Consider the following 24,050-nt stretch of genomic DNA (forward strand, 5'->3'; position numbering starts at 1 on the left):
ATTGGAATTAACTACAAGTATTTATCGTATAGTCTGGCAAAATTTACAGTTTTGTTAAACTTGTTGACTAAATAGAAACAATTAACTATCTTTGCACATAGTCACTTTGGTCATTGCTAAGAATAATTAAAAGAGAGCAAGCTATGTTAATTAGATTAATTGCGAGAGCATTAAAATTTCAAAGGGAAACCGTTCCTGAAATGGAAGATAGGTTTATAGAATTAAGTACAGGGCAAAAGCCTCCTGTTCTTTTCTTTGCCTGTTCTGATTCTCGTATTGATCCTCTCCTTATGACTGGCTCAAAACTTGGTGAGTTATTTTCCTCGCGTAATATCGGTAATCTTATTCCGCCCTATTCCGCTAATGAAAAAAGTGTTGCAGCTATCATTGAGTATGCTCTGAGCAAAACGCCGACAAAAGACATTATTGTTTGTGGTCATTCCAATTGTGGTGCAATGGCAGGCTTATTAACACCCGGGATTGAAAACCAATTACCCGCTGTATCGTCATGGATTGGCTACTCCCATTCTGTACTTAAAAACATGGAGAAAGCAGGAGAGATTACAGGTGATTTTCCAACAGATGTATTAGAATTGACTAAAAGAAACGCTCTGGCGCAACTGGAAAATTTAAAAACTTATCCGCTTGTGGCTGAAAAGTTCGAGCGTGAGGAATTAGATTTGCACGTCTGGTATTTTGACATTAAAACAGGTACCGTCAGTGTTTATTCAGAACAGCAAAAAGATTTTATTTCGCTAGAAAATGCTTTGCCACTTGCTATTGAGAAGAGAAGAAAACGTATTGTCAGCGAAGTTGCAATGAGCTATCTGGCCCAATTTACTAACCCTCAAACTGCAAAAGATTACCAATATGTAACAAGAGTTTTATCTTTGCTCGCTACTGATTTAAGATCAATTTGGCCGCAAATCAAAGCTCAGGTTAGATTAGAACTTTGGAAGGAATTAGCCGATCTCTACACAGACCCACTTGATCCTAAGTTCACCAGCGTGGTTGAACAGGGTAGCACGATTAGGCTAGAGAATTTAAAGGACTTCCAAAGAAATATAAGCGAATCGCCTGGTTATCACCAATTCTGTAGCAAATTCATCCATCGCAATTTGTTGTTCAAACCTGCTCTACCCACTCTACCTATGACAATAACTCTACCAAGCACAGTTTATAACGAGTTTTTGAATAATTATCCTAAATAAGATTAGATACTACTTGCTGCGGAAGAGTTTTGTAATCGTAGTTAGGGAGAGGAGAAAAATTGGAGGGGAACTCTTAGCTTGTAACGAGGGTTTGTTTAAAATTCCTCGTTGCAACTAAGTTACTCTAAGTTAGAGTTGTACTTCGAGTCTGGGGGGATTCTTCTAATTGTTCAATCTTAATCTTATTGAGTGAATTACCACTATCAATATAAGCAAAAGCATGAGAAAAATCACGTAGTTCCATTTTAAAAGTTGAGTGAGAAGTGGTAGACAGGACGAGGCTAACATTTCCTTTGCTATCAACAACTTCTTTAGCCTGACGACCGCCGGGTAAGAAAAACTGAGTAATCAACCGATCTTCTGCATAAGGATTACGCAAAATCACAAATTTTCGATGGGTGATTTTACTCTCAGTAAAACCTAGCACTGCATAACTGTGCTGGGCAATCAAGCCTTCAGGCGGCTTCGCTTTGGGCGAAGCAATTATGGGCTGTTGTGCTCTATGCGTTTCTACTAAAGTGGTATAAAGTGCTAATTCATCTTTACAATAATGGGTTGCTCCAGGTAAAAGTTCATTTTTAAGCAGCCACTGTTTGACCGCTAATATTGCCTCCACTGGGGCATCCTTAGATTTTTTCTGCTGGCAATCTATAAAATTGAGAACCTCTTCTTCAAAAAGAATGTCTTTCCCTGCAAGTAATTTTTTCCAACTTTCTGGATCTTTAGCCACCCAATCCCACCATTCTTTTAATAAGCATTTATCCTCTAAAAAAATGTATTTTATTAGCATAACCTGCGTAGCCAGCTTATCGTAGGGTTTTAATAAAAAGATAAATGAATAAATGTCCTCACCCGAACACCCATAAATTTTTTTGTTATATAATTCTTCGAGGGTAGTGCGAGATTGGACTGAGGGTGCAATGTAGTTGTCAAAACCACCAAGAAAGGTGCGAAGTGCAGTTCTAGCATCACCCGATTTCAAAGTCTTATCATAATCACCACTCATCAAGGCCACATAGGCTTTCTCAAAAAATCTCACCCATAAAGCCCCCGAACTTAAAAGCCCCCAATTGGTAGGTAGCGATTTTTCAATCGCTATCCATATTGGCTTATCATCCTTAAAAAAATGGACATGAATTTTGTCGGATTTTTCAATGAGTAATTGGCGGATATAGTTCTCTCCCCCTGGTAAAGTAAGAATGGCATTGATTACTGATAGTAGATAACAATTACCCGTATTCCCGCCTTGTTTTACTTGATCGACAGTTAATCGTGATGGGTAGATAGACTCTATTGTTTTTGCATGGCTAATAGAGAAAAAAAATCGCCCTCCTTTGGGATTTGGAGCGTCTAAAATACTATAGGGCATCATTTAATATTGTTTGATCAATAATGGGTCTAATTTTACTAAAAACCAACCAACTGGAAAATAGGTGAATAGAAAAATAACCGAGAAAAAAGGTTTTTTTTTGTAAATAACATGGCCATCCTCTTTTAAAAGCACAAATAGCCCTACTTCGAGCTATAGAACTTGTAGCATTCATATGATGAAAATATGTCTTTTTTGAGAAATAAATATACATTTAATCTATACTAAATAAACCTTGAGGTGCATTTTTAATGCTATCAGCAATTAATTTTTCAACATGCGCTTGGAGGTTATGGACAATTTGAATAAGGACATCTTGTTATAAACATTTTTTACGAGGTATGCCAACTGAATTTATGGATATGGCAAGTAGAAATGAATTAGAAATACACAGGAAAAACGAATGTACTTATTCAAACACATAGTGGAATGGTTTGGTAACAATAGCACTCCGCATATCGGTTATAGTCGTCAATACCGATTAATTAATGCAGTCAGTGTTGAGCTTATAATCCTTGGTCTTTTCCTAATTTACATTCATAGCACCTGGCATCTTTGGCGCTTAGTTTATCTTATCAGCGCAGCTTGTATTCTCGCTGCGATCAATCTTGTTATTCTTAAAAAAACTAAAAATACTATCTTCTGTGGTCATGTGTTGACTCTTCTTGTTTTAATCTCTACAACCTTGGCAAACTGCTGGATGGGAGGCATAGCTACTTCTTACTTTGGATGGTTTTATGTCATCCCTATCCTTGCTGCAGCTGTAATAGGCTGGTCTGGTTTATTAATCTATGCCTCCATTGCCCTATTCATGGTCGTTTTTTTCGCAACAACAACAGTCATACCTGTCTACGAATTATCTGCCTCAGACTTTTTATTAATGGGATTTATAAATCGATTCTTTTCGTTATTTGTCATCACAACCACTTTATATACTGTTCTTCGGGAAAACATGCAGTACGAAAAAATGCTTCACGAACACAATTATTTATTGCAGGCAGATAAAGATAAATTTCATTATCTTGCCCGCTATGACACTCTAACTAATTTACCCAACCGCTCTTATTTCAACGCTTATTTACAGAATGTTCTTGAATCAGCCAAAGCGAAAGGACATTGCGTTACCGTCTTTTTTATGGATTTTGATGGCTTAAAAGCAGTGAATGATCATTATGGACATGAAGCCGGCGATGCTTTACTGGCTGAAGGAGGTAAGCGTATGCAAGCTTGTCTCAGAGAAAATGACTTTCTCGCCAGACTAGGAGGCGATGAGTTCACCGCCGTCGTCAATCACCTTGAAAAAGACAAAATACCCAAGTCTATTGCAGGGCGTATTATCGAGGAATTTAATAGACCTTTTGTGATTAACGGTACAGAAGTTAATTGCAAGGTCAGTATTGGCTTAGCGACTTATCCCCATGACACTCGAAATGCTGATGCGCTGATTGCCAAGGCCGATCAAGCAATGTATACCGCTAAACACCTTGGAGGTAATACCTATCATAAGAATAAACGAACAAAAAAAATGTTTTATAACGAATATTCCATGCCGCGTTCAAAAAACTAACCTTAACCTACTTCTCCTCAATATGAGGAGAAGTCTACCGGAGTCCTCTGATATTTTCTCATTTGCCCTAGTTTACGAACTTGACATTAATCGAGCCCCCCCTTAGCATTCATAGATTCCCTGAATGAGGATTAACAATGACGGTAGACCGTTTAAAAACGCTAGTGAGTGATGATTTCGATGCGGTTAATGCTCTCATTATTAACAAAATTCAATCGCAAATTGGTTTAATTGATGATTTAGCCCATCATATTGTACAAAGTGGTGGTAAGCGCCTACGTCCTTTACTAGTGCTTCTAGCGAGCCATGCATGCCATTATAAGGGTAAAGATCACATCACACTGGCTGCGATGATTGAGTTTTTTCATACGGCAACCTTATTACATGATGATGTCGTCGATGAATCCACCTTAAGACGCGGACGCGAAACTGCCAATGAGATTTGGGGTTCCAAGGCGAGCATTCTTGTCGGTGATTATCTTTTTACACAATCCGTGCAACTTATGGTAAGTGTTAATCATTCACAAATTCTTCGCTTATTAGCAGATACCTCACATCAAATTAGTTGCGGGGAAGTAAAACAGCTTGTCAATCGCCATAACTTCTCGTTGTCAATCGAAGATTATTTTGATGTTATTCGCTCCAAAACTGCCCTGTTATTTGCTACTTCAGCCTCAATCGGAGCTTTATTAGCACATGCAGGTGAAACAGTAGAACAAAGCTTATATGCCTACGGTCTTCATTTGGGTAATGCCTTCCAGCTGATTGATGATGCTCTAGACTATTGCTCAGATGCAAAAACAATTGGCAAAAACATTGGCGACGATTTAGCTGATGGTAAAGCTACTCTACCCTTGCTGCACGCCCTGCAACACGGTACATCAGCGCAGCAACAATTGATAAGAGACAGTCTTCGCGAAGGAAGTTTGCAGCATTTGACAGAAATCCTTGAAGCGATTGAGGCCACTAAAGCAATAGAATTCACGAGAAACTACGCCGCACAAGAGGTAGATCGCGCATTATCTGCCTTAGAAATTCTACCCAATACAGTCTATAAAGACGCATTAATAGAACTTGCCCATTTTTCTCTGAAACGGGATCACTAATTAGAGTAGGTTGTTCCCTCCGGCAAGCCGAAGGATAAATTAATCGGAGTGTAGCTCAGCCTGGTAGAGCACTGTCTTCGGGAGGCAGGGGTCGCAGGTTCAATTCCTGTCACTCCGACCATTGAGCAAACTTTGAGTCATTAGCTTAGGTTCAAACTAATTCAAGATGATTACTCACAGCAAATGATAGAGAATTATTTGATGGTTATGAATTGTTCAATTATAATCCCCTACAATCCAATACCCTAAGTTCATTCCAATGCAAATAGCAGAAATACGTCAGCAAATTGAAATAAGCCCAGACGAAAAAGATTCTAAGATTAAAGAAGCCGTCTTTGCTGATCTGTCAGATGTAATTAAGAGTTATCAAGATCTTATTGATTTAATAGACCTATATCCAACTGAAAAAGATTATCGCATCAAAGATTTTATTTTTGCTAACCTGGTGAAATTTCTGAGATATGAGCAGGATGTTGATGCGCTAATTGCGTTGTACCCTGAGCAACAGAATTATCTCATTAAAGAGTTCACGCTTCAAAATACCCAAAGGGTACTTCAAGCTGCATCTGCTCTTCAAAGTCATACCGAAAGAGTACTTACAGCTGGAACTACTCTTGAAAATGCATTAGAACAAATTGATAGAAATATATATGCTCCAACTCAATCAGTAGAGATAAATTACCCTCCAACCACCCACACCAATATTAGCATGCAGATTTTAGGTGGATTCATTGCTGCCCTTGGTGTTGCTGCAGTAGCTATCGCCTTTACAGCATTAAATGCAGCTACTTTAGGGATTCCAGGATTGGTAGTGGCAGGTTTGGGAGCAGCCGCTATTTTAGGCGGAGTTGGATTATTTGCTTTTGGTAGCAAAAAACAAGAAGCACCTGTTGACGAATTGCTTTCAAACGATTTTTTTAATTATAAATAAACTCTGTTCTACATCTACTAATTAGCCTTGAGACGTCTCCATCAAGGCTACACTTACTAAAATGCAAAAAGCATCTATCTTAGGTACAGCCCTTAGGGCAGTTGCTCTTGTCCAATCCAATATTCATTATTTTAGGTTAGAGAAAAAGCAAAGAACCATAACCTCCGGCCCTAACCATTGATGCGTGAATTTATATCTATCAGATCATATTGTGAACTTAATATTCATTTAATGTTGTGATTGTACAATATGTTCAATTCACCAAAAATTGAACATTAGAGGCAAAAATGAAACTCCAAAATATACAAGCTTTATTAAGCAATAGCCGTAACCCAACTTTAACAAAACTTGATCCAGCCTATAGAAAAGAGAAAAAAACTGAAAAATTAATTTCAACATTTTGGGCTGACTTATCTCAAGCACATTTAAAATCGGATTCATTTTTTCAAACATTCGACACAGGGCATTTTCGCCGTCGATATTTCAACGAAAATGAACAATATCGACACACTTTATCCATGAATGGAAAAGGAAAATTCATTAATAAAAAGGGAAGCCTAGTAAATGGCACCTATCTTTACGTAGTAGGAAAAAATTCAGAGCTAATAGCTGTCCCGAATCAAAAAAACTTACATCACTCCTTTGCAGCTAATGGTAAAAAAACGAAAGGAGCTGGCTTCATGGTTTTTGAGGATGGGGTTTTAAAAGTTATTGATAACAATAGCGGGCACTATAAACCAACTGTTGAACAAATGATGGAGTTGTTGTCAGCTATTTGCCAGACTGTTCCTAACGAGGTGACTTTTGTTGATTACAGTCATGTGAAAGATGGAATGATTTACAAATGCCAGGTAAAGGATTTGATTTATATTATTGAAAAAGGTGGAACCTTGGAGGATGTTGCGGAGATGGCAGTTAAAGAAGCTTATAGTGAGCAAAAGCGGCCTAACAATAAATTCATAAAAACTCGTTTTCAATCTGTAAAAGATACTGAAAGAAATTTAAGACAAAGTTTAGCTTATCGCTTGGAAAGCGATGGAGAAGCTGATGAAAGTGGTTATACCTATGATATAGCAGACGCTGATGACTTTAATATTTCAGAAGTTGGCAATGCATCGGATACAAGTTTACCTCCAAACATTGGCGGGGATTCGGATGACGAAGAAAACTCGATGCAAGCGCGGATGCGTTAACACTATGAGGGCTTGATTCCTTTTTATTGCTCAGGCCCGTTTCTAATTATTCTTCAGTTGAGTGGCAAACTAATTGAGTTTCGTCAAATTTTTTCAGAACTATACATACTTTATTAATACCCACTCCCCGCAGCCCTCACTGCCATAAGTTGCGTCATCGTAAGTGAAGGCCCCCATTTTCGCATCCTCTCAAAACTCATCATAGTGCGATAAACAGGTACCATCGGGAGTTAGCTGGAGCTAGACCGCCAACCCCAGGTGCAACAGCGCAAAATAATTAAGAGGCTTGAATTAACTTAAGTCCTTGTAAATAAGGCTGTAATGCCTGAGGAATATGGATATTTCCTTCTTTATCTTGATAATTTTCTAAAATCGCAACTAAAGTTCGGCCGACAGCAAGTCCAGAACCATTGAGAGTATGGACTAACTCTGTTTCCTTTGTTTCTGGGTGTCTATAGCGCGCTTTCATTCGTCGAGCTTGATAAGCTTCCGCATTTGAGCAAGAAGAAATTTCTCTATATCTATTTTGACTCGGTAACCAAACTTCTAGATCGTAAGTTTTTGCTGCACTAGCACCCATATCTCCAGAGCATAAAGTGACTACACGGTAAGCTAAATTTAAACGCTGCAAAATAACTTCTGCATGTTGTACTATACGTTCAAGCGCTTCATAAGATGTTTCTGGAGTAGTTACCCAAACAAGTTCAACTTTTTCAAATTGATGCTGTCTAATCATTCCCTTAGTATCTTTACCGTAGGAACCTGCCTCAGAACGAAAACAGGGTGAGTGGCAAACATGGCGAATAGGTAACGACTCTATGGGTAAAATGGTATCGCGCACGGTATTGGTCACTGAAATTTCGGAGGTTGAAATCAGATAATAATCTTGTTCACCTCTGAGTTTAAATAAATCATCTTCAAATTTTGGCAACTGCCCTGTACCTAATAAACTATCAGCGTTAACAATGTAAGGTACGTAGATTTCTTGGTAATTATGTTCCTGAGTATGAATATCCAACATAAATTGAATCAAAGCGCGATGAAGTCGAGCAATCTGCCCTTTCATAACGACAAAACGGGAACCAGTGATTTTTGCGGCCAAACCAAAATCCATTTCACCAAGCGCCTCACCTAATTCATCATGAGATTTCACTGGAAAATCAAAACTGGGTATAGTGCCCCAACGTCTAAGCTCTACATTATCATTCTCATTATTACCCATGGGCACCGATTCATGAGGTAAATTCGGCAAACTTAATGTTATTATCTCTAATTGCTGTAAAACTTCTTCAAGCTCTACTTTTTTAGCATCTAATTCTTGCCCAAGACGATTGACTTCATCACGCATAGGCTCAATATCTTCACCACGCGCTTTCGCTTGGCCAATCGCTTTAGAACGCTGATTGCGTTCGTTTTGCAGGGCTTGAGTAGCCACTTGCAATGCCTTCCTTTTGTCTTCGAGCAAGATAAATGCATCAATATCAAAAACAAAGCCACGTCGTTTTAGTTGTTCAGCCACATATTGTGGATTATCGCGCAATAATTGAGCATCTAACATAATTACCTCACAATACCTCGAGTTGATTCATTCAATGCATCAATCATGAGTATTACTTCAGGACAATCATTTTGCATGAGCTCCAATTCCGCTACAGCTTGTTGAACGGTCAATCCTTTGCGGAAAATGATTTTATAAGCACGTCGCAACTGTTCAACAGCTGACACTGAAAATCCTCTGCGGCGTAAGCCTACTGTATTTAAACCACAAGCTGAAGTGGTATGTCCTGCAATCATGACATAGGGCAATACATCTTTGTTGATATAAGTTGCCCGTGCAATAAAAGCATAAGCGCCCACATGACAAAATTGATGTATAGCAGCATAGGCACCAATAATTGCAAAGTCATGAACAATGACATGCCCAGAAAGTGCTGAATAATTTATCATAGTGACATTATTACCAACCACACAATCATGACCAATATGAGCATAGGCCATTAAGTAATTTTGATTACCAATGCGAGTAATGCCACCGCCCTTCACTGTACCGCGGCTAATCATGCAATACTCACGAATAATATTATTGTCCCCAATTTCTAAACGAGTTGGCTCACCTTTATAAGTGATATCTTGCGGCTCATCACCAACTGAGGCAAATTGGAAAATCTTATTATTTTTCCCAATCACAGTTGGACCTTGAATTACCACATGGGGGCCAATCCAAGTACCTTCACCAATTTCAACTCCGGCACCAATTACAGAGCCTGGACCTATTGATACCCCTGCTGCCAATTTGGCGGTGGGATGGATCATCGCACGTTCATCTATCACTTTTTATTTCCTTTGCTGCACTCATTAAGTCTGCGGAGCAGGCTAGTTTGTCACCGACAAAAGCTTCGCCATGCATACGCCAAAAATCGCGTTTTTGACCAACAAATTTAACTTCTAAACGTAATTGATCGCCAGGAGTCACGACTTGTTTAAATTTGGCATTATCAATACCCGCAAAAAAATACAAAAACTCATGTCCTTCTTTAGGAGAGCGCGATAAATTAGATAATATCGCGCTTGCTTGCGCCAAAGCTTCAAGCATTAGCACTCCAGGCATGATGGGATTTCCTGGGAAATGCCCATTAAAAAAAGGTTCGTTGATAGTTACATTTTTTGTAGCAATCAAATAATCGAATGGGGCGTACTCCAAAACTCGATCCACTAAAAGAAATGGATAACGATGTGGCAACATTTCAAGAATTTTGATTATATCAACGGATTCAGTCATACATTAGTTCTCACTACATTCATAATTCTATCGCTTCCTCATACGACCCAGGTTAAAAAGAACCCGCAAACTCACTCTTAAACAAGCTGAATTCATGGGATCCCTTCATGTTAATTCTGAGAGATATGTTCCATATTTTTTTTGTTATATTCTTTTTCCAGTCTTGCGAGCCGAATAATGTAATCATCAAGACGGCGAAAACGCGCGGCATTACGACGCCATTGCTGGTGCTCACTCACTATAATTCCCGAAGAATAAACGCCGGCTTTAGACAGTGATTTACTTACCGTTGACATTCCAGTGATAACGACATCATCCGCCAAATGCACATGAGCAGCAATACAACTAGCACCACCAACTATACAATCTGCACCAATCTGCGTATAAGCACCAATCGCCGCACATCCAGCAATTGCGGTATTTTTACCGATGGTTACATCATGAGCAATATGAACCAAATTATCAATATGTACGCCTTCACCAATATACGTGTCGCCCAAGGAACCTCTTGCAACAACAGTATTTGCACCAAGCTGAACATAATCTGCGATCACTACGCCGCCAACTGCTGCACCACTATGCCAACGCCCTTGCTTCTTTATACTATTGAAAGGAGCAGCACCAAGGATGACACCATTTTCAATCACCACATGAGCACCTAACTTCGAACCACTATGAATATAAACACCACTTCCAATCGTAGAATACGGCCCTATATTCACTCCCTCTTCAATTACACAATTTGCTGCTATTTTTACACCATCACCCAACTTCACTGAATCAGCAATAACAGTATTAGCTCCTACAGCAATCTGTTCTCCCAACAGAGCAGCAGGAGAAATAGAGGCTTTGGGATGGATACCTTCATGATGATTAATTGCCAGCGCAAACAGATCTGCAGCAATAGCCATACTCTCTAAGGGATTAGCAACAACGATGGAATTTACTGGACAGTAATGAACATGCCCAGCTGTTAACAACACCACGCCAGCTTGAGTTTTATCCAACAACTGTAACATCACTAAATTGTCAAAGTAAGTTAGATCGGAACTTGTAGCACGACTCAGAGACGCTACACCCCTGATAGATTGCTCGGCATTACTATGCAAGCAACCATCAAGGTGGTGTGCTAATTCGGCAAGGGTGTACACAGATTTCACACTGATTAGCTAATTTGTTTGATCACGTTTTCAGTAATATCTAGCTTCTCAGAACTAAAGGGAGCTGCATCCTTTTGTAAAACGATGTCATATTTATCAGTATCAGCAACTTTGGCAATCGCTTTACGAATTTTGCTATAGAGCTCTTCCATTGCTTCATTGTGAGCTGTGCTTAATTCTTGTTGATATTGTTGACCTTCTCTTTCAAAAGTTTGTTGTGTAGCAAGAATCTTTTTCTCCATATCCTTTTTTTGTGACTCGCTCATAATAGAGCCATCACGTTTAAATTTTTCCATGTCTTGCTTTAAACCTTCTTCCATGGCGACTAATTTGTCACGACGGGGTTTAAAATCTTTTTCTAGTTTTTGCTGAATTGTTTTCATCTGACTAGAAGTTTGCATAATCTTCTGCAAATCAACTACGCCGATTTTTGCTTCTGCAAAGGCATTAAAACCAACTAAGCTCAACATCAACGAGATTATAATCCCACTCACACGCTTCATTTTTATTGCTCTCCTAATTAAAAGATCCTGATGCTATCACAGATCATCGTAGGTTGCGATAATTGTGAAAAGCTCTATCGTAAATTTTCTTTATCGAATAAGAGCTTGCTCTCATTTCACCTTAAAAGCCAGATGACAAGGTAAATTGGAATACCTGCTCATCATCAAAACGTTGCTTGTTTAAGGGCTTAGCTAAGCTAAATGCCAAAGGTCCAAAAGGTGAACGCCACTCTACAGACACACCAGCTGAATAACGCAAAGGCCCAGAATCGATACCTGTCAAGAAGGTCGGCATACGACTCGCATAAACGTTACCCGCATCAGCAAAGATTGTTGTCCTGACGGTATCTCTACTCAAGGGATAGGGCAAAATAAGTCCTGCACTAGCATTCAACAAGAAGTTTCCTCCTAAAGCATTAAAGTTATTATCTTTAGGTCCTAGGGAATAGCTGTCATAACCACGTACTTGCCCTGGGTAAGCAATACCACCTGCATAATAGTTTTCGAAGAAAGGCAAGCCATCTCGGTTAAAGGTATTTCCATAACCAACATTTCCTAATGCAGTTAAAATAAATCCTCGCAACAGAGGTTGGTAGAAGCGAGTCATATAGGATGCTTTGTAATAAGACAATGACTTAGCTGATGCAGGTAAGGCAACTAAAACGTTCGCTTGCTGGTTCCATCCTCGTGTTGGATAAGGCATTTGATCATAAGTATTGCGGCTCCAACCTGAGCTTAAGCGGATCTCATGGAAATTACGGCCATGCAAAAGTGCGAAATTGCGAATCTGCTCTACGAAACCAACGGATTTAATTCGTAAATCCTGATAACCATAGCCTAATTGCAAACTACTGAATTCGCTAAGAAGAATATTATAGCTGACATCGGCTCCAAAACGATCGGCAGAGTACACGCTAATGTCTTTTAGCCGCTTCGGATCAATGGTTTGGTAATACAGGTTAATACCACGCCCAACACCCGTTTTGGTGTAAAAAGGATTATAGTAATTAAAAGAATAATCTTTACCCCAATAGCTTGCGTTGAAACCTACTCCTACAGAACGACCTGTACCCATAAAGTTATGTTGATTAAACGCAGCATTAAATTGAGGACCGTTTGTTCCATATCCCAAAGAAGCGGTCGCTTCTGCAGAGGGGGCCTCTTCGATTTCCACATCCAAATCAACCTGGTTATTTGCACCAGGAACTGGGGTTGTTTTCACATTAACATTCTTTAAATAACCCAAAAGACGCATTTGTCTTTCAGACTCTTTAATATTGTGCAGTGATAGCAAGGAACCTTCATTTTGACGGATAACATTTCGTAATACATAATCCGCTGTTTTAGTATTACCATGGAAATTTATTCGTCGAACATACACATGACGTCCAGGCTCAACAATGAAGGTAATAAATACTGTTTTATTTTTTTCGTCAATACGTGGTTCAGCATTAATTGCAGGAAACCCATAACCGATGTCTCCCAGTGCTAAACCCATTGCAGAAATCGATTCAGTCACTTTCTTTCTTGAAAACACTTCACCTTGTTTGACTTGAACTAACGAATCAATTTTCCCTTTTGGTAAAATGGTTTTACCAATGACTGAATAGCCGGAAAAACGGTATTGCGGACCTTCTTCTATATGAATATTAATAAAAACATCTTTCTTATCAGGAGATAATAAAACCTGCGAAGAGACTATTCTAAATTTCAAATATCCACGATCGAGATAAAACGAGCGCAAGGATTCCAGGGATGCATCCATCGCTGCTTTGGAATACTGATCTTTTTTAGTAAGGTAGGTAAAGATGCTTGAAGTCGATAAAGACATCTGCGGCATCAACTCACTGCTTGTAAAATCGTGGTTGCCAATAAACTTAATCTCTTTGATGCGCGAAACACGGCCTTCCGAAATTGTCGCGTTAATTGCAACGCGGTTTTCAGTGAGATTTTTTACGCTAGTTTCAATGCGAGCATTATATTTACCTCGTGCATTGTAAGCTTGTTTTAGCTCTTTTTCTAAGCGCTCTAGCGACGAGCGCTGAAAGACACGACCCTTCACTAAACCAAGTTGTTTTAGCAGTTCTTTCATCTTCTCGCTGGGAATTTCTTTATTCCCTGCGACGGTTACCGAACCAATGGTTGCTCGCTCTACCACATTAACAATCAGTGTATTTCCCTGTCTTTCAAGTTCAACTGATTGGAAAAAACCGGTATCGTACAAAGCTCGAATAATTTGCGCCGTAGAAGCAGGTCCTACCTCTTCACCCACCTGAACAGGCAGATAGTTTAATACAGTACCGGCGCTAACTCGCTGTAACCCGGTAATTTTGATATCACGTACTATAAATTCATTTGCTGCACTAACTTGTATTGACCAAGTTAACATTGTCGAACAACAAATACCCAATAAAATTTTTCTACTGACTTTTTTCATTCTTATATTACGTCCAGCACAGATAATCTTATTTCTGGAATCAAAGGAATTATCCCAAGAATCCAGCGAGAAATAAATTGCAACCTTTTATAGGAACTGACCGACCCTGTCAAGAAATTGAATAAGACCTTACCTGGCTGTATACTTCAACTTAGTTCAGTTTATCGATTATTATCAATTAGTTAAGCGCGATATATCGTTACTTAACGCCAATAACATTAATCCCATTAACACCATCAATCCTAAATAAATACCTACCGATTTTACATTATCCGAAAGTGGCCTACCTCGAATCACTTCAATAACACAGTACAACAAATGCCCACCATCCAGCATAGGAATAGGCAATAAATTTAAGACACCTAAACTAATGCTAACCAATGCTAAAAATGATAAATAATAGGTTAATCCGCTACGAGCTGATTCACCAGCACCTTGTGCAATACCTACCGGACCACTAATACTCTGCAATGCCAATTTGCCGGTTACAAAACGTCCAATCAGCGAGAAGGTAGCGCCTGTAAGTTCAGCGGTTTGGGTAAAAGCCGTTCCGATGGCTTGCAATGGTCGCTGACGCTCCGTGCGTAACCATTGAGCAGGCCAATCCACTTTTTCTGAACGAAGACCTAGAAAACCCTCTTTCTTGCCATTATTAAGCTTGGATCCGATACGTAAACTAACAGATTGAGTTTCACCCTTCCTGCTAATAACAAGCGCTAATTGCTCATCAGGATGCTGCCTTACATACTCTACCAAATCCAACCAATCATCTACAGGTTTATTATTAATTTGTTTAACCACATCTCCTACCTGTAAACCCGCTGTATTGGCAGGTGATTCTTTTACTATTTCACCAATGACAGGGGGGATGTTCGGAATAAAGGGTTTTATACCTAAGCTTTTTAAAGGATCAGGTTTTTTAGGATCCAATTCCCAATTAGCGAGAGGCAAGGATAGGGTTTTCATTTGGCCGTTAGGTAATGATTTTACCGTCAGTGAAACTGTTTTATCGCTTCCGAGCAAAGGCATCAAGGCAAATTGAAAATCACGCCAACTATTTATTTTCTTGTCATCCATCTCCACAATTTCTTGTTTAGGCTCTAAACCTGCCATTGCAGCAATGCTACCCGCTTTCACCCCATCGATCATTGGTGCTAATGATTTAATACCAATGACTAGTACTAGCCATAAAGCGACAAAAGCAAAAATAAAATTAAATAACGGGCCGGCCACAATAATGGCAATTCGCGCCCAAACAGATTGATTGTTAAATGCCAGATGGCGCTCTTTAGCCGGAACCTCTCCTTCAGCCTCGTCTAACATTTTCACGTAGCCACCCAAGGGGAGCAATGACCATACATACTCCGTCCCATGTTTGCCGTGCCAACGCGCTAAAACTTTTCCAAAACCAAAAGAAAAACGTAAAACCTTAACGCCACAGAGACGAGCCACCAAAAAATGACCATATTCGTGCACTGTGATTAAGAGTAATAACGCCAGGAAAAAATAAAGTAGGGTTGCAACCATAGTTATAATCCCGGGTTTAGAAAAACCAACCCACAGTAAAATAAAGGTAACGCCGCGATTAAACTATCTAATCGATCAAGTATTCCGCCATGCCCTGGCAATATATGCCCAGTATCTTTAATATTAGTCCGCCTTTTTAGCATGGAAATAAATAAATCACCTAGGACGGAAATTAATGCAGTGAGGACTGCGATTAAGAACCAATTTACTATCCCCTGAGGCTGGAAATAAAAATAACCAGCTAATGCCACTAACATCGAGAGCAAAAATCCACCTAGCACGCCTTGTATTGTTTTACCTGGACTCACCAAAGGAATTAATTTGTGTTTTCCCCATTGCTTACCTGCTAAATACGCACCGATATCTGCGGCCCAAATTAGACAAAACAAATAAACCACTAAGTTTTTACCCTCATATCCATGATAAAGCCTCAGCATGCTTTGCGCAAATAAGGGAAGCAGAAAAAGTCCGGCAAGAAATACAATCCATGAATGCCCCCAAATACGCTGAGATTTAGGAAAATTGAGCACAGCGATTAAAATAGCAACCCAAACTAGCATCCCGGACAATAACCAATAATAAAAACCCAGATGATTTAGCCAGGTAAAAGCTAGCAAAAGAATCACAAAGACTATTTTCAACCATAACTGCTTAACAGGGATTAAAAATAACCACTCTAAACCACAAGCAACTAGCAATAGCAGAATCAAATCTATAAAAATCCAGTTTTTTGCATAATAAATTATGAATAAAACGAGCGGTACAAGCACTAAGGTGGTTAATAACCTTTGTCTAAACATGGTCAGCCTCTTTTAATTGCTGCGAAGTTTTACCATAGCGTCTTTCTCTTCGACTAAAACTAGCTAATGCTTTTTGAAATTCATTAGCATCGAAATCAGGCCAATGAACATCAGCAAAATACAATTCAGTATAAGCCAGCTGCCATAGGAAAAAGTTAGAAATTCGCTGTTCTCCGCTAGTGCGGATGAATAAATCTGGATCTATTAACTCGGCTGTGCTTAAGGCCTGAGCTAACATACCCTCATCAATCTCATCAACAGACAACTCACCAGCTTCTACTTTTTTTGCAATTGTTTTTGTCGCTTGAACTAAATCCCATTTGCCGCCATAGTTGACAACGATATTTAAAGTTAATCGGTTATTTGCTTCAGTCAGTTTTTCTGCAGCGGACATTTGCTCACAAAGTGCTGATGATAAAGCGGCTCGATCCCCTGTAAAGCACAAACGAACACCATGTTGATGTAACTCTCGTACCTCATGGCCTAAGGCTTCTATAAAAAGTTGCATAAGAAACTCAACTTCATTTTCAGGTCTTGACCAATTTTCACTACTAAAAGCAAATAAACTGAGAACTGGTATTTCGCTTTGCAAACAACAGCGAATTACTGACTTGACCGATTCAACGCCAGCACGATGACCTTCAACGCGCAATAAACCTCGGCTTTGTGCCCAACGCCCATTCCCATCCATTACTATGGCAATATGTTGGGGTAAGATATCATTCAACCCATTCATCCAACAAATAATAAAAGGTCATTAGTCTAACCGCTTTGGAGCAAAATATTAAGTACCAGATGATGGCTATTCCTAATCTCTCAATAGAAATTGTTAATGTCGAGGGAATACAAGAGTAATACTGTCAACTAAAAACCATTCGAACTATAAGTATAAGAACCAGAGATTACATCCCAGGAAAGATCCTCGTGTAAGATTGTTAGCAGGTTGGGATTTTCATCATCGTTTAAGAAAGATATAAATTTATCTTTAACCCTGTCAGGGCTTGAATTAGTTGGATCAGTTTTCTTAGAAAACCATCGTAGGTAGAAATTATTTAATACCTCCTCATCGACAGCTTTGATGGTTAGGTCTCTATTTTCAGAGTCGCATTTTTTACATAAATAATTAAGTATTACGCTGGCGACCCCTTTATGCTGATATTCTTCTTTAGTTTCAATCCATTGTAATGCTAAACGTTCAGGAGCTAAGCTTATAATAGCAGTACAAACCTCTGTACCTTTAAAGTTTGCAATTATATGAAACTGTTGTTCATCGATTTTCTTTTCTTTAATAATTAGATCTAACACAATTTCACCCATAAATAATCAACAAGTCAGAATCTAATTATATAACATTCAACAGAATGTGCTTATTTTGGCAAAAATATACATAAAATATTCAAAGAGTGCCCGAGGAGTTAAAAGGCTTCAATTATTTTAGCTGTTTTGAAGTAGGATTTAGTATTTAAACTTGGTTATTAAGGCCTTAGCAATTCATCACTATGACTATCATCAATTTTAATTGCTTCTTTCAATTGTCGATATAATTTTCCTAACTCTCCTTGCTCAACAATCTTTTGATCTGCTGTATCAGTAGCAATCCTATTACTACGCTGATACTCATCTAGAAGCTGTTGACTAACATTCCGTTTTTGGGTGGCCGAATGCCCGCCGAAGAAAGAACCCCAAAGATGCTCATATTCTATACCCAATTCAACTCTTTGCTGGTAGGTATAGTTTAATTGTCTAATCTGTTCAATTATTCTTTCAACTGCGTTTTCTTGTAACCCAACATCAATAGGATGCTCAGAAGCAAATTTGGTTGCTGCCTGCAATGCTTTGTCAGAAGTAAATTTAGCAGCGTTTTTTACTATCGGGCTGGCTCTTAATGCCTTTACACTGATCTCTTCATCTTCTTTATGCAGCAAGCCAACAGCCTGGCCGATCATTGTTGCGACATAACGCCCACAATTAACCGTATCAAAGTACCCTTGGTAAATATCTCTGGGATCGATGAGTTGACTTCCGTGCATATCAATTGGGTCACCTTGAGCAACTCGAAGCCTAATATGGTTGACACCAAAAACTCCATCCAATCGTCCTTTGCCAACTTCAGGGATGAGATGGGTTATCTTAATCGATTCATCAATAATTTCTTGTTCTTTCAACCTAGTAATTATTGAACTGGCAGAATTTTCTGGGGTTTTTCCCTTGGTGGTGTCAACTGTAGCATGAACAATAATTAAACGTTTTCCTATCAATTTATAACTACTATTGGCAATAGGGCATAATAAATCGTATAAGCTAGTAAATCGCTCAAAACCCAATACATCGGATAATAAATCTGCTTGAAGAATCTCAAGATCCTGCTCCTCAATATCTTCCTGAGCTTTCAACTTGCTATAAAATTCTTTTTTATGAGCATCTCGAATTTTACGAATTTTGCGATCAATCATACTTTGCTGTTCTAAAGTATAATTTTTTTTATTCGTAAAATTTTCAAGTATTTCTTGCCACTGTCTTGCCAAACAATAGGCTGCATGAGCTTGTTTCCAACCTTGCCTACTTTGGGTAATTAATATATTTTTGTCGCCTAGAGTAGACGTAAATCCTTCAAAAATTGGTTTCGGATAATAAAGTCGAACCTCATCTTCTTCATATAGAGCCTCTACCAAACATCTATTCAGATCGGATGCACTCAAACGCCCTTGCTCGTCTGCCATACTGTTACTACCTCAAAGGAACTATTTATAAATATCTCATGCTTATATTAACACATTATGAATACTAATTGGCCCTTTGTCGCGTCTCTTTTAAACTAGTCGCAATAAATTCAAACAAGGTTACCAAGAAAGAGGCGTCACCGATTCCTATCTCTAAGTGAAAAAGGATGATGATGCCATTCCTCATAGATCAAAACAGTTGTTTCTCATAATATTTTGGAATTTAGTATTAACTTCTACAGAGTAAGGCAAGGCATGCCAATATTTTGCATTCTCCTAATGGTATTACTGGCACAGTAGATTGAGCTTTCTTTATCTTTCAAAGTGGCAGCTCTTGATGCACAGCAAGCCGATATAGCTCCTGCTCTCTGGCTCTAATTTTGACTGCAACTCTAAGTATCCTCGCTATTAGCTCTAAGATTGAGATACAATAAATTTCCTGGTATCTCAAATCCATGATATAATTGATCAAAAATCAACCATACTGAATTAGGTATGACTGCCGATAACCTTGTTTATAACTCCCTAAATCGTCATCTCGCACAGAGCTTAGGATAAAAAAACTGATGGTAATCTATTAACAAATATTTATAAGGAAAAATAACATGAGTTTTGCATTATTGGGTTTAATAGACCCCCTACTCCGTGCCGTTAGCGAATTAGGCTATCTTGAGCCCTCACCCATTCAAAAACAGGCGATCCCTGCGATCTTAAGTGGTAAGGATGTGCTGGCCTCAGCTCAGACGGGAACAGGCAAAACAGCTGGTTTTGTCTTGCCTATTTTACAAAAATTAATAGATAAACCCCGTTCAAAAAATAACCGAACTAGGGTTTTGATAGTTACCCCAACACGCGAATTAGCTGCTCAAGTTCATGAAAGTATTGTTCAATATGGACGCCATTTGTCGCTACGCTCCGCTGTAGTTTTTGGTGGAGTAAAAATCAATCCACAAATGATGAAATTGCGTGGTGGCGTAGAGCTATTAGTAGCAACACCTGGACGATTATTGGATTTACACCAACAACGAGCTATCCAATTTGATGAAGTAGACACCATGGTATTAGATGAAGCAGACCGTATGCTTGATATGGGTTTTATTCATGACATAAAGCGCATTATTAAACTACTGCCTGCAAATCGCCAAAATCTCATGTTTTCTGCTACCTTTTCTGAAGAAATACGTTCCCTTGTGAAAGGTATATTAAAGGAACCTATAGCCATTGACGTAGCACCACGCAATACAACTGCAGCTGCCGTAAAACAGATAGTTCATCCCGTGGATAAAAGCCGCAAATCAGATTTATTAAGCCATTTAATCCATAAAAATAAATTGGGACAAACACTGGTGTTTTCTCGAACCAAACATGGAGCAAACAAATTAGTTAAACAATTAGCTCAAGACCACATCCATGCCGCAGCTATTCATGGCAATAAATCACAATCACAACGCACCAAGGTTCTGGCTGAATTTAAATCTGGGGAGTTACATATTTTAGTTGCAACAGATATTGCAGCCCGTGGTATTGATATTGATCAACTACCTTGTGTTATCAATTTTGATCTTCCTCAGGTTGCCGAAGACTATGTACATCGCATTGGCCGTACAGGCCGAGCTGGCGCTTCGGGAGAGGCAATTTCTTTAGTGAGTGCTGATGAAGTGCAGCAATTACATGCAATAGAGCGATTGATTAAGCATAAATTAAATCGAGTTGAAATTGAAGACTTTGAACCCAATCACAATCTCCCTCATAGTGCATCGCCCACTCAAACTAAAAAATCCTTTCCTCACAAAAATAGAACAGCCGTCGTTGCGAAAAAAGCTCAGAAACAACGGTTCGGCAAGCCTGCTTAAGGGGTAGGCTTGAATCTTGGATAGCGTTTTGATTTGAGTGTAGATTGCGTGAAAATGGTGCTGATAAAACGCATTTAAACGCAAACTGTGAACAACTATATACACTCTGGCGTGAACGCTTACTAATAGACAAGTTGTTGTATAGAGTACCATTTCGCCTGGCCCCTCTTTCCATTCCCGGAAGAGGGGTTTTATAGTTGGGCTTAACCTAGCTTTGACCTCTCAGTTTGAGAAAGTTTTTCTAGTGTAGATTGATAACCCTTTGTATTTAATTGACTCAATCAATATTTCTTTAAACGCTCGATTGTTTATCGCAATCTATAATAATTCTGGTATAAATTTCTCTGTTAAAGACTCCACTTAGAACTAGCTTCATCCTAGCTATTTTTTTGTTTTAATTTTTTTGCGTGCTATATGCGCTATAGTATACAAAACCTGATTTAAAAGAGATTTCCATGGTAGAGATTATTAATCTTAATAAAAAAAGAAAGGCTAAAATTCGTTTGGAGAAAGAAAAAAAAGCTTCCGAAAATCGTATTAAATTCGGAAGGACAAAACAAGAAAAGCAGGTAGAGAAACAAAAGAATGAACACAATGAACAACATCTCGATGGACACAAGTTGGATAAAAAAGAGGAATAAAGGAAGACTTATTTTGAGCTTTAATAATCGAATGGTGTTTTCAAAGTATAAAAGACTGTTTAACCGTTTTACAAATTATTTTTAAGGTTTGCTTGAGCTGATTGTTATCTTTTAAAAGCTCCATCAGAATAAACGGACGGAGCTTTTTAAAAGTTGACTATCTTACTTAGCAGCTGCGGCTTTCTTTTCTTTTTCTTTGGCAATCACTGCTTCAGCTACACTGGCTGGACAAGGAGAATAGTGAGAGAACTCCATTGAGAATTGACCACGTCCAGAGGTAAGGGTACGCAAGGTAGAGATGTAACCAAACATTTCTGAAAGAGGAACATCGGCTTTAATGCGGACACCTGCTGCACTAGGCTCCTGGCCTGAGATCATGCCGCGACGACGGTTCAAATCACCAATCACATTCCCTACATCTTCTTCTGTACTATAAACGTCAACCTTCATAATTGGCTCAAGCAATTGTGGGCCAGCTTTTGGTATTGATTGACGAAAAGCCCCTTTTGCAGCAATTTCAAACGCAATTGCTGAAGAGTCAACGGCATGGTAACCACCATCGGTGAGGTTAACCACAACGTCCAATACAGGGAAACCTGCTAAAGTACCTGTGCCCATCATTGAGCGAAAACCTTTCTCAATTGCTGGGAAGAATTCTTTAGGGACATTTCCACCCACGACGGATGTAAGGAAAGTGAAGCCTGTGTTTGGTTCGCCTGGTTGAATAGTGTAGTCAATTTTACCGTATTGACCAGCACCACCTGATTGTTTCTTGTGGGTATAGCTGTCTTGAATAGATTTGGTAATGGTTTCGCGATAAGCAACCTGTGGTTGGCCTACAATTAATTCAACGTCGTAAGTACGTTTCAGAATATCCACTTTAATATCAAGATGTAATTCACCCATACCACGAAGAATGGTTTCACCTGAATCTTCATCAGTTTCAACTCTAAACGTTGGATCTTCTGCAACCATTTTACCAATAGCAATACTCATTTTTTCAGTAGAGCCCTTATCTTTTGGCGCGACTGCAATAGAGATAACTGGCTCAGGGAAAACCATCGCTTCAAGTGTACACTCGTGATTAGGACTGCAAAGGGTGTGGCCGGTGCGAACGTTTTTCATACCTACGATAGCTATAATGTCGCCTGCTTCAGCACTATGTAATTCATTACGTTCATTTGCTTGCATCTCAACCATACGGCCGACACGTTCAGTTTTACCGGTAAAGGAGTTAAGAATAGTATCCCCTTTATTTAGTTTTCCTGAATAGATGCGTATGAATGTTAGCGCACCAAAACGGTCATCCATAATTTTAAATGCCAAGGCGCGAAATGGCTCATCAGGAGAAACGATAGCGAATTGACCGTTTGGCTCACCTTCAGCATCGGTCAAAGGCTGTGGATTAACCTCATGGGGAGCAGGCAAATAGTCAACTACTGCATCTAATAATAGCTGCATCCCTTTGTTTTTAAAGGCCGAACCGCAATAAGTTGGGAAAAAGGCTAATTCAAGCGTTCCTTTACGGATACAACGCTTAATGTCTTCTATTGAAGGCTCTTCTCCTTCTAAATAAGCCATTAGCAAATCATCATCCATCTCAAGCGCTGTTTCAATTAATTGTGCGCGATACGTTTCAACGTCGTCATGCATATCGGCTGGTACGTCAGTAACCGTGTAATTTTCTGGCTGACCAGTTTCGTCCCAAACATAAGCTTTACGGGTTAATAAATCGACAACACCTACGAAACTATCTTCAAAGCCGATGGGCAAAGTCATGATTAAAGGATTTGCACCCAATACTTTTTTAATTTGCTCAGTTACTTTCAAGAAGTTCGCGCCGATACGGTCAAGCTTGTTGACGAAAATCAAACGAGATACTTTTGAATTGTTCGCATAGCGCCAGTTAGTTTCTGACTGAGGCTCAACACCGCCAGAACCACAGAATACCCCGATGCCGCCATCGAGTACCTTCAGTGAACGATATACCTCTACAGTGAAGTCAACGTGGCCTGGAGTATCGATTACGTTGAAGCGAGTACCTTTCCAGAAACAGCTCACCGCTGCTGATTGAATGGTAATACCGCGCTCCGCTTCCTGTTCCATAAAGTCGGTTGTTGATTCACCTTCGTGAACCTCACCCATTTTGTGGATTCTACCGGTGAGCTTAAGAATACGTTCGGTAGTGGTGGTTTTTCCGGCATCTACGTGAGCAAAGATACCAATATTTCTGTACAAGTTTAAGTCAGCCAT

General features: G+C 39.2%; 20 protein-coding genes and 1 tRNA gene. 8 read left to right on the plus strand and 13 right to left on the minus strand.

The window, feature by feature from the left end:
- The first annotated feature begins 143 nt into the window (after positions 1–143).
- Positions 144–1,211, plus strand: a complete 1,068-nt coding sequence (locus tag Ldro_RS12195; protein ID WP_058496675.1) for a carbonic anhydrase — start codon at positions 144–146, stop codon at positions 1,209–1,211.
- Between the two features lie 124 nt (positions 1,212–1,335).
- Here Ldro_RS12195 and Ldro_RS12200 read toward each other — a convergent pair whose 3' ends face one another.
- Entirely contained in the window at positions 1,336–2,583 is a 1,248-nt protein-coding gene (locus Ldro_RS12200) for a C2 family cysteine protease (protein ID WP_058496676.1), read from the minus strand.
- A gap of 400 nt (positions 2,584–2,983) precedes the next feature.
- Here Ldro_RS12200 and Ldro_RS16800 point away from each other — a divergent pair, with 400 nt between their 5' ends.
- From Ldro_RS16800 to Ldro_RS12225, 5 genes are all read left to right on the plus strand, one after another.
- Positions 2,984–4,147 (plus strand): GGDEF domain-containing protein, encoded by a 1,164-nt coding sequence (locus Ldro_RS16800; RefSeq protein WP_065235933.1) that lies wholly within the window; start codon positions 2,984–2,986, stop codon positions 4,145–4,147.
- Positions 4,148–4,284: 137 nt separating this feature from the next.
- The gene (locus Ldro_RS12210) at positions 4,285–5,253 is read left to right on the plus strand and encodes a polyprenyl synthetase family protein (protein ID WP_058496677.1); all 969 of its coding nucleotides are present in this window, start codon (positions 4,285–4,287) and stop codon (positions 5,251–5,253) included.
- Positions 5,254–5,297: 44 nt separating this feature from the next.
- Positions 5,298–5,374: transfer RNA gene (locus Ldro_RS12215), tRNA-Pro, on the plus strand.
- A gap of 138 nt (positions 5,375–5,512) precedes the next feature.
- On the plus strand, positions 5,513–6,184 hold the full coding sequence (locus Ldro_RS12220; protein ID WP_058496678.1) for a hypothetical protein: 672 nt from the start codon (positions 5,513–5,515) through the stop codon (positions 6,182–6,184).
- A gap of 287 nt (positions 6,185–6,471) precedes the next feature.
- The gene (locus Ldro_RS12225) at positions 6,472–7,377 is read left to right on the plus strand and encodes a hypothetical protein (protein ID WP_058496679.1); all 906 of its coding nucleotides are present in this window, start codon (positions 6,472–6,474) and stop codon (positions 7,375–7,377) included.
- 277 nt (positions 7,378–7,654) lie between these two features.
- On the opposite strand, the gene serS is transcribed toward Ldro_RS12225, so the two are convergent.
- The 11 genes from serS to Ldro_RS12280 form a co-directional block, all read right to left on the minus strand.
- A complete protein-coding gene (gene serS, locus Ldro_RS12230; protein WP_058496680.1) occupies positions 7,655–8,935 on the minus strand; it encodes a serine--tRNA ligase in 1,281 nt (426 codons plus the stop codon).
- 2 nt (positions 8,936–8,937) lie between these two features.
- On the minus strand, positions 8,938–9,708 hold the full coding sequence (lpxA, locus tag Ldro_RS12235; protein WP_058496681.1) for an acyl-ACP--UDP-N-acetylglucosamine O-acyltransferase: 771 nt from the start codon (positions 9,706–9,708) through the stop codon (positions 8,938–8,940).
- The gene (gene fabZ, locus Ldro_RS12240) at positions 9,698–10,156 is read right to left on the minus strand and encodes a 3-hydroxyacyl-ACP dehydratase FabZ (RefSeq protein WP_058496682.1); all 459 of its coding nucleotides are present in this window, start codon (positions 10,154–10,156) and stop codon (positions 9,698–9,700) included. Before fabZ ends, lpxA begins: the two co-directional genes overlap by 11 nt.
- Before the next feature lie 110 nt (positions 10,157–10,266).
- Positions 10,267–11,307: a UDP-3-O-(3-hydroxymyristoyl)glucosamine N-acyltransferase gene (gene lpxD / locus Ldro_RS12245; protein WP_058496683.1), complete on the minus strand. Its 1,041-nt coding sequence runs from the start codon at positions 11,305–11,307 to the stop codon at positions 10,267–10,269.
- A 14-nt stretch (positions 11,308–11,321) separates the two neighbouring features.
- The gene (locus tag Ldro_RS12250; RefSeq protein WP_058496684.1) at positions 11,322–11,819 is read right to left on the minus strand and encodes an OmpH/Skp family outer membrane protein; all 498 of its coding nucleotides are present in this window, start codon (positions 11,817–11,819) and stop codon (positions 11,322–11,324) included.
- 121 nt (positions 11,820–11,940) lie between these two features.
- The gene (gene bamA / locus Ldro_RS12255; RefSeq protein WP_058496685.1) at positions 11,941–14,256 is read right to left on the minus strand and encodes an outer membrane protein assembly factor BamA; all 2,316 of its coding nucleotides are present in this window, start codon (positions 14,254–14,256) and stop codon (positions 11,941–11,943) included.
- 174 nt (positions 14,257–14,430) lie between these two features.
- Positions 14,431–15,783, minus strand: a complete 1,353-nt coding sequence (rseP, locus tag Ldro_RS12260; RefSeq protein WP_058496686.1) for an RIP metalloprotease RseP — start codon at positions 15,781–15,783, stop codon at positions 14,431–14,433.
- Between the two features lie 2 nt (positions 15,784–15,785).
- On the minus strand, positions 15,786–16,583 hold the full coding sequence (locus Ldro_RS12265) for a phosphatidate cytidylyltransferase (protein ID WP_058496687.1): 798 nt from the start codon (positions 16,581–16,583) through the stop codon (positions 15,786–15,788).
- A complete protein-coding gene (locus Ldro_RS12270) occupies positions 16,576–17,310 on the minus strand; it encodes an isoprenyl transferase (protein ID WP_131764186.1) in 735 nt (244 codons plus the stop codon). Before Ldro_RS12270 ends, Ldro_RS12265 begins: the two co-directional genes overlap by 8 nt.
- A gap of 137 nt (positions 17,311–17,447) precedes the next feature.
- Complete coding sequence (locus Ldro_RS12275) at positions 17,448–17,900, minus strand: GNAT family N-acetyltransferase (protein WP_058496689.1); 453 nt, start codon at positions 17,898–17,900, stop codon at positions 17,448–17,450.
- Positions 17,901–18,058: 158 nt separating this feature from the next.
- Entirely contained in the window at positions 18,059–19,303 is a 1,245-nt protein-coding gene (locus Ldro_RS12280) for a hypothetical protein (protein WP_058496690.1), read from the minus strand.
- A gap of 605 nt (positions 19,304–19,908) precedes the next feature.
- On the opposite strand from Ldro_RS12280, the gene Ldro_RS12285 reads away from it, so the two are divergent.
- Together Ldro_RS12285 and Ldro_RS12290 are read left to right on the plus strand one after the other, a co-directional pair.
- The gene (locus Ldro_RS12285) at positions 19,909–21,156 is read left to right on the plus strand and encodes a DEAD/DEAH box helicase (protein ID WP_058496691.1); all 1,248 of its coding nucleotides are present in this window, start codon (positions 19,909–19,911) and stop codon (positions 21,154–21,156) included.
- A gap of 455 nt (positions 21,157–21,611) precedes the next feature.
- Complete coding sequence (locus Ldro_RS12290) at positions 21,612–21,797, plus strand: DUF4169 family protein (protein ID WP_058496692.1); 186 nt, start codon at positions 21,612–21,614, stop codon at positions 21,795–21,797.
- A gap of 162 nt (positions 21,798–21,959) precedes the next feature.
- Here the strand turns inward: Ldro_RS12290 and fusA are convergent, their stop codons facing one another.
- Positions 21,960–24,050, minus strand: a complete 2,091-nt coding sequence (fusA, locus tag Ldro_RS12295; protein ID WP_058496693.1) for an elongation factor G — start codon at positions 24,048–24,050, stop codon at positions 21,960–21,962.

This window comes from Legionella drozanskii LLAP-1 (assembly GCF_001467585.1).
In the GTDB taxonomy this organism is placed as follows: domain Bacteria; phylum Pseudomonadota; class Gammaproteobacteria; order Legionellales; family Legionellaceae; genus Tatlockia; species Tatlockia drozanskii.

What these genes read in the sequence shown, in the direction of transcription:
- Ldro_RS12285 (WP_058496691.1), top strand. Translation starts at nt 19,909, where the DNA reads ATGAGTTTTGCATTATTGGGTTTAATAGACCCCCTACTCCGTGCCGTT.
- Ldro_RS12195 (WP_058496675.1), top strand. Translation starts at nt 144, where the DNA reads ATGTTAATTAGATTAATTGCGAGAGCATTAAAATTTCAAAGGGAAACC.
- rseP (WP_058496686.1), bottom strand. Translation starts at nt 15,783, where the DNA reads ATGGTTGCAACCCTACTTTATTTTTTCCTGGCGTTATTACTCTTAATC.
- Ldro_RS12275 (WP_058496689.1), bottom strand. Translation starts at nt 17,900, where the DNA reads ATGGGTGAAATTGTGTTAGATCTAATTATTAAAGAAAAGAAAATCGAT.
- Ldro_RS12280 (WP_058496690.1), bottom strand. Translation starts at nt 19,303, where the DNA reads ATGGCAGACGAGCAAGGGCGTTTGAGTGCATCCGATCTGAATAGATGT.
- fusA (WP_058496693.1), bottom strand. Translation starts at nt 24,050, where the DNA reads ATGGCTGACTTAAACTTGTACAGAAATATTGGTATCTTTGCTCACGTA.
- Ldro_RS12200 (WP_058496676.1), bottom strand. Translation starts at nt 2,583, where the DNA reads ATGATGCCCTATAGTATTTTAGACGCTCCAAATCCCAAAGGAGGGCGA.
- Ldro_RS12265 (WP_058496687.1), bottom strand. Translation starts at nt 16,583, where the DNA reads ATGTTTAGACAAAGGTTATTAACCACCTTAGTGCTTGTACCGCTCGTT.
- Ldro_RS12210 (WP_058496677.1), top strand. Translation starts at nt 4,285, where the DNA reads ATGACGGTAGACCGTTTAAAAACGCTAGTGAGTGATGATTTCGATGCG.
- bamA (WP_058496685.1), bottom strand. Translation starts at nt 14,256, where the DNA reads ATGAAAAAAGTCAGTAGAAAAATTTTATTGGGTATTTGTTGTTCGACA.
- serS (WP_058496680.1), bottom strand. Translation starts at nt 8,935, where the DNA reads ATGTTAGATGCTCAATTATTGCGCGATAATCCACAATATGTGGCTGAA.
- Ldro_RS16800 (WP_065235933.1), top strand. Translation starts at nt 2,984, where the DNA reads ATGTACTTATTCAAACACATAGTGGAATGGTTTGGTAACAATAGCACT.
- Ldro_RS12225 (WP_058496679.1), top strand. Translation starts at nt 6,472, where the DNA reads ATGAAACTCCAAAATATACAAGCTTTATTAAGCAATAGCCGTAACCCA.
- fabZ (WP_058496682.1), bottom strand. Translation starts at nt 10,156, where the DNA reads ATGACTGAATCCGTTGATATAATCAAAATTCTTGAAATGTTGCCACAT.
- Ldro_RS12220 (WP_058496678.1), top strand. Translation starts at nt 5,513, where the DNA reads ATGCAAATAGCAGAAATACGTCAGCAAATTGAAATAAGCCCAGACGAA.
- Ldro_RS12290 (WP_058496692.1), top strand. Translation starts at nt 21,612, where the DNA reads ATGGTAGAGATTATTAATCTTAATAAAAAAAGAAAGGCTAAAATTCGT.
- Ldro_RS12250 (WP_058496684.1), bottom strand. Translation starts at nt 11,819, where the DNA reads ATGAAGCGTGTGAGTGGGATTATAATCTCGTTGATGTTGAGCTTAGTT.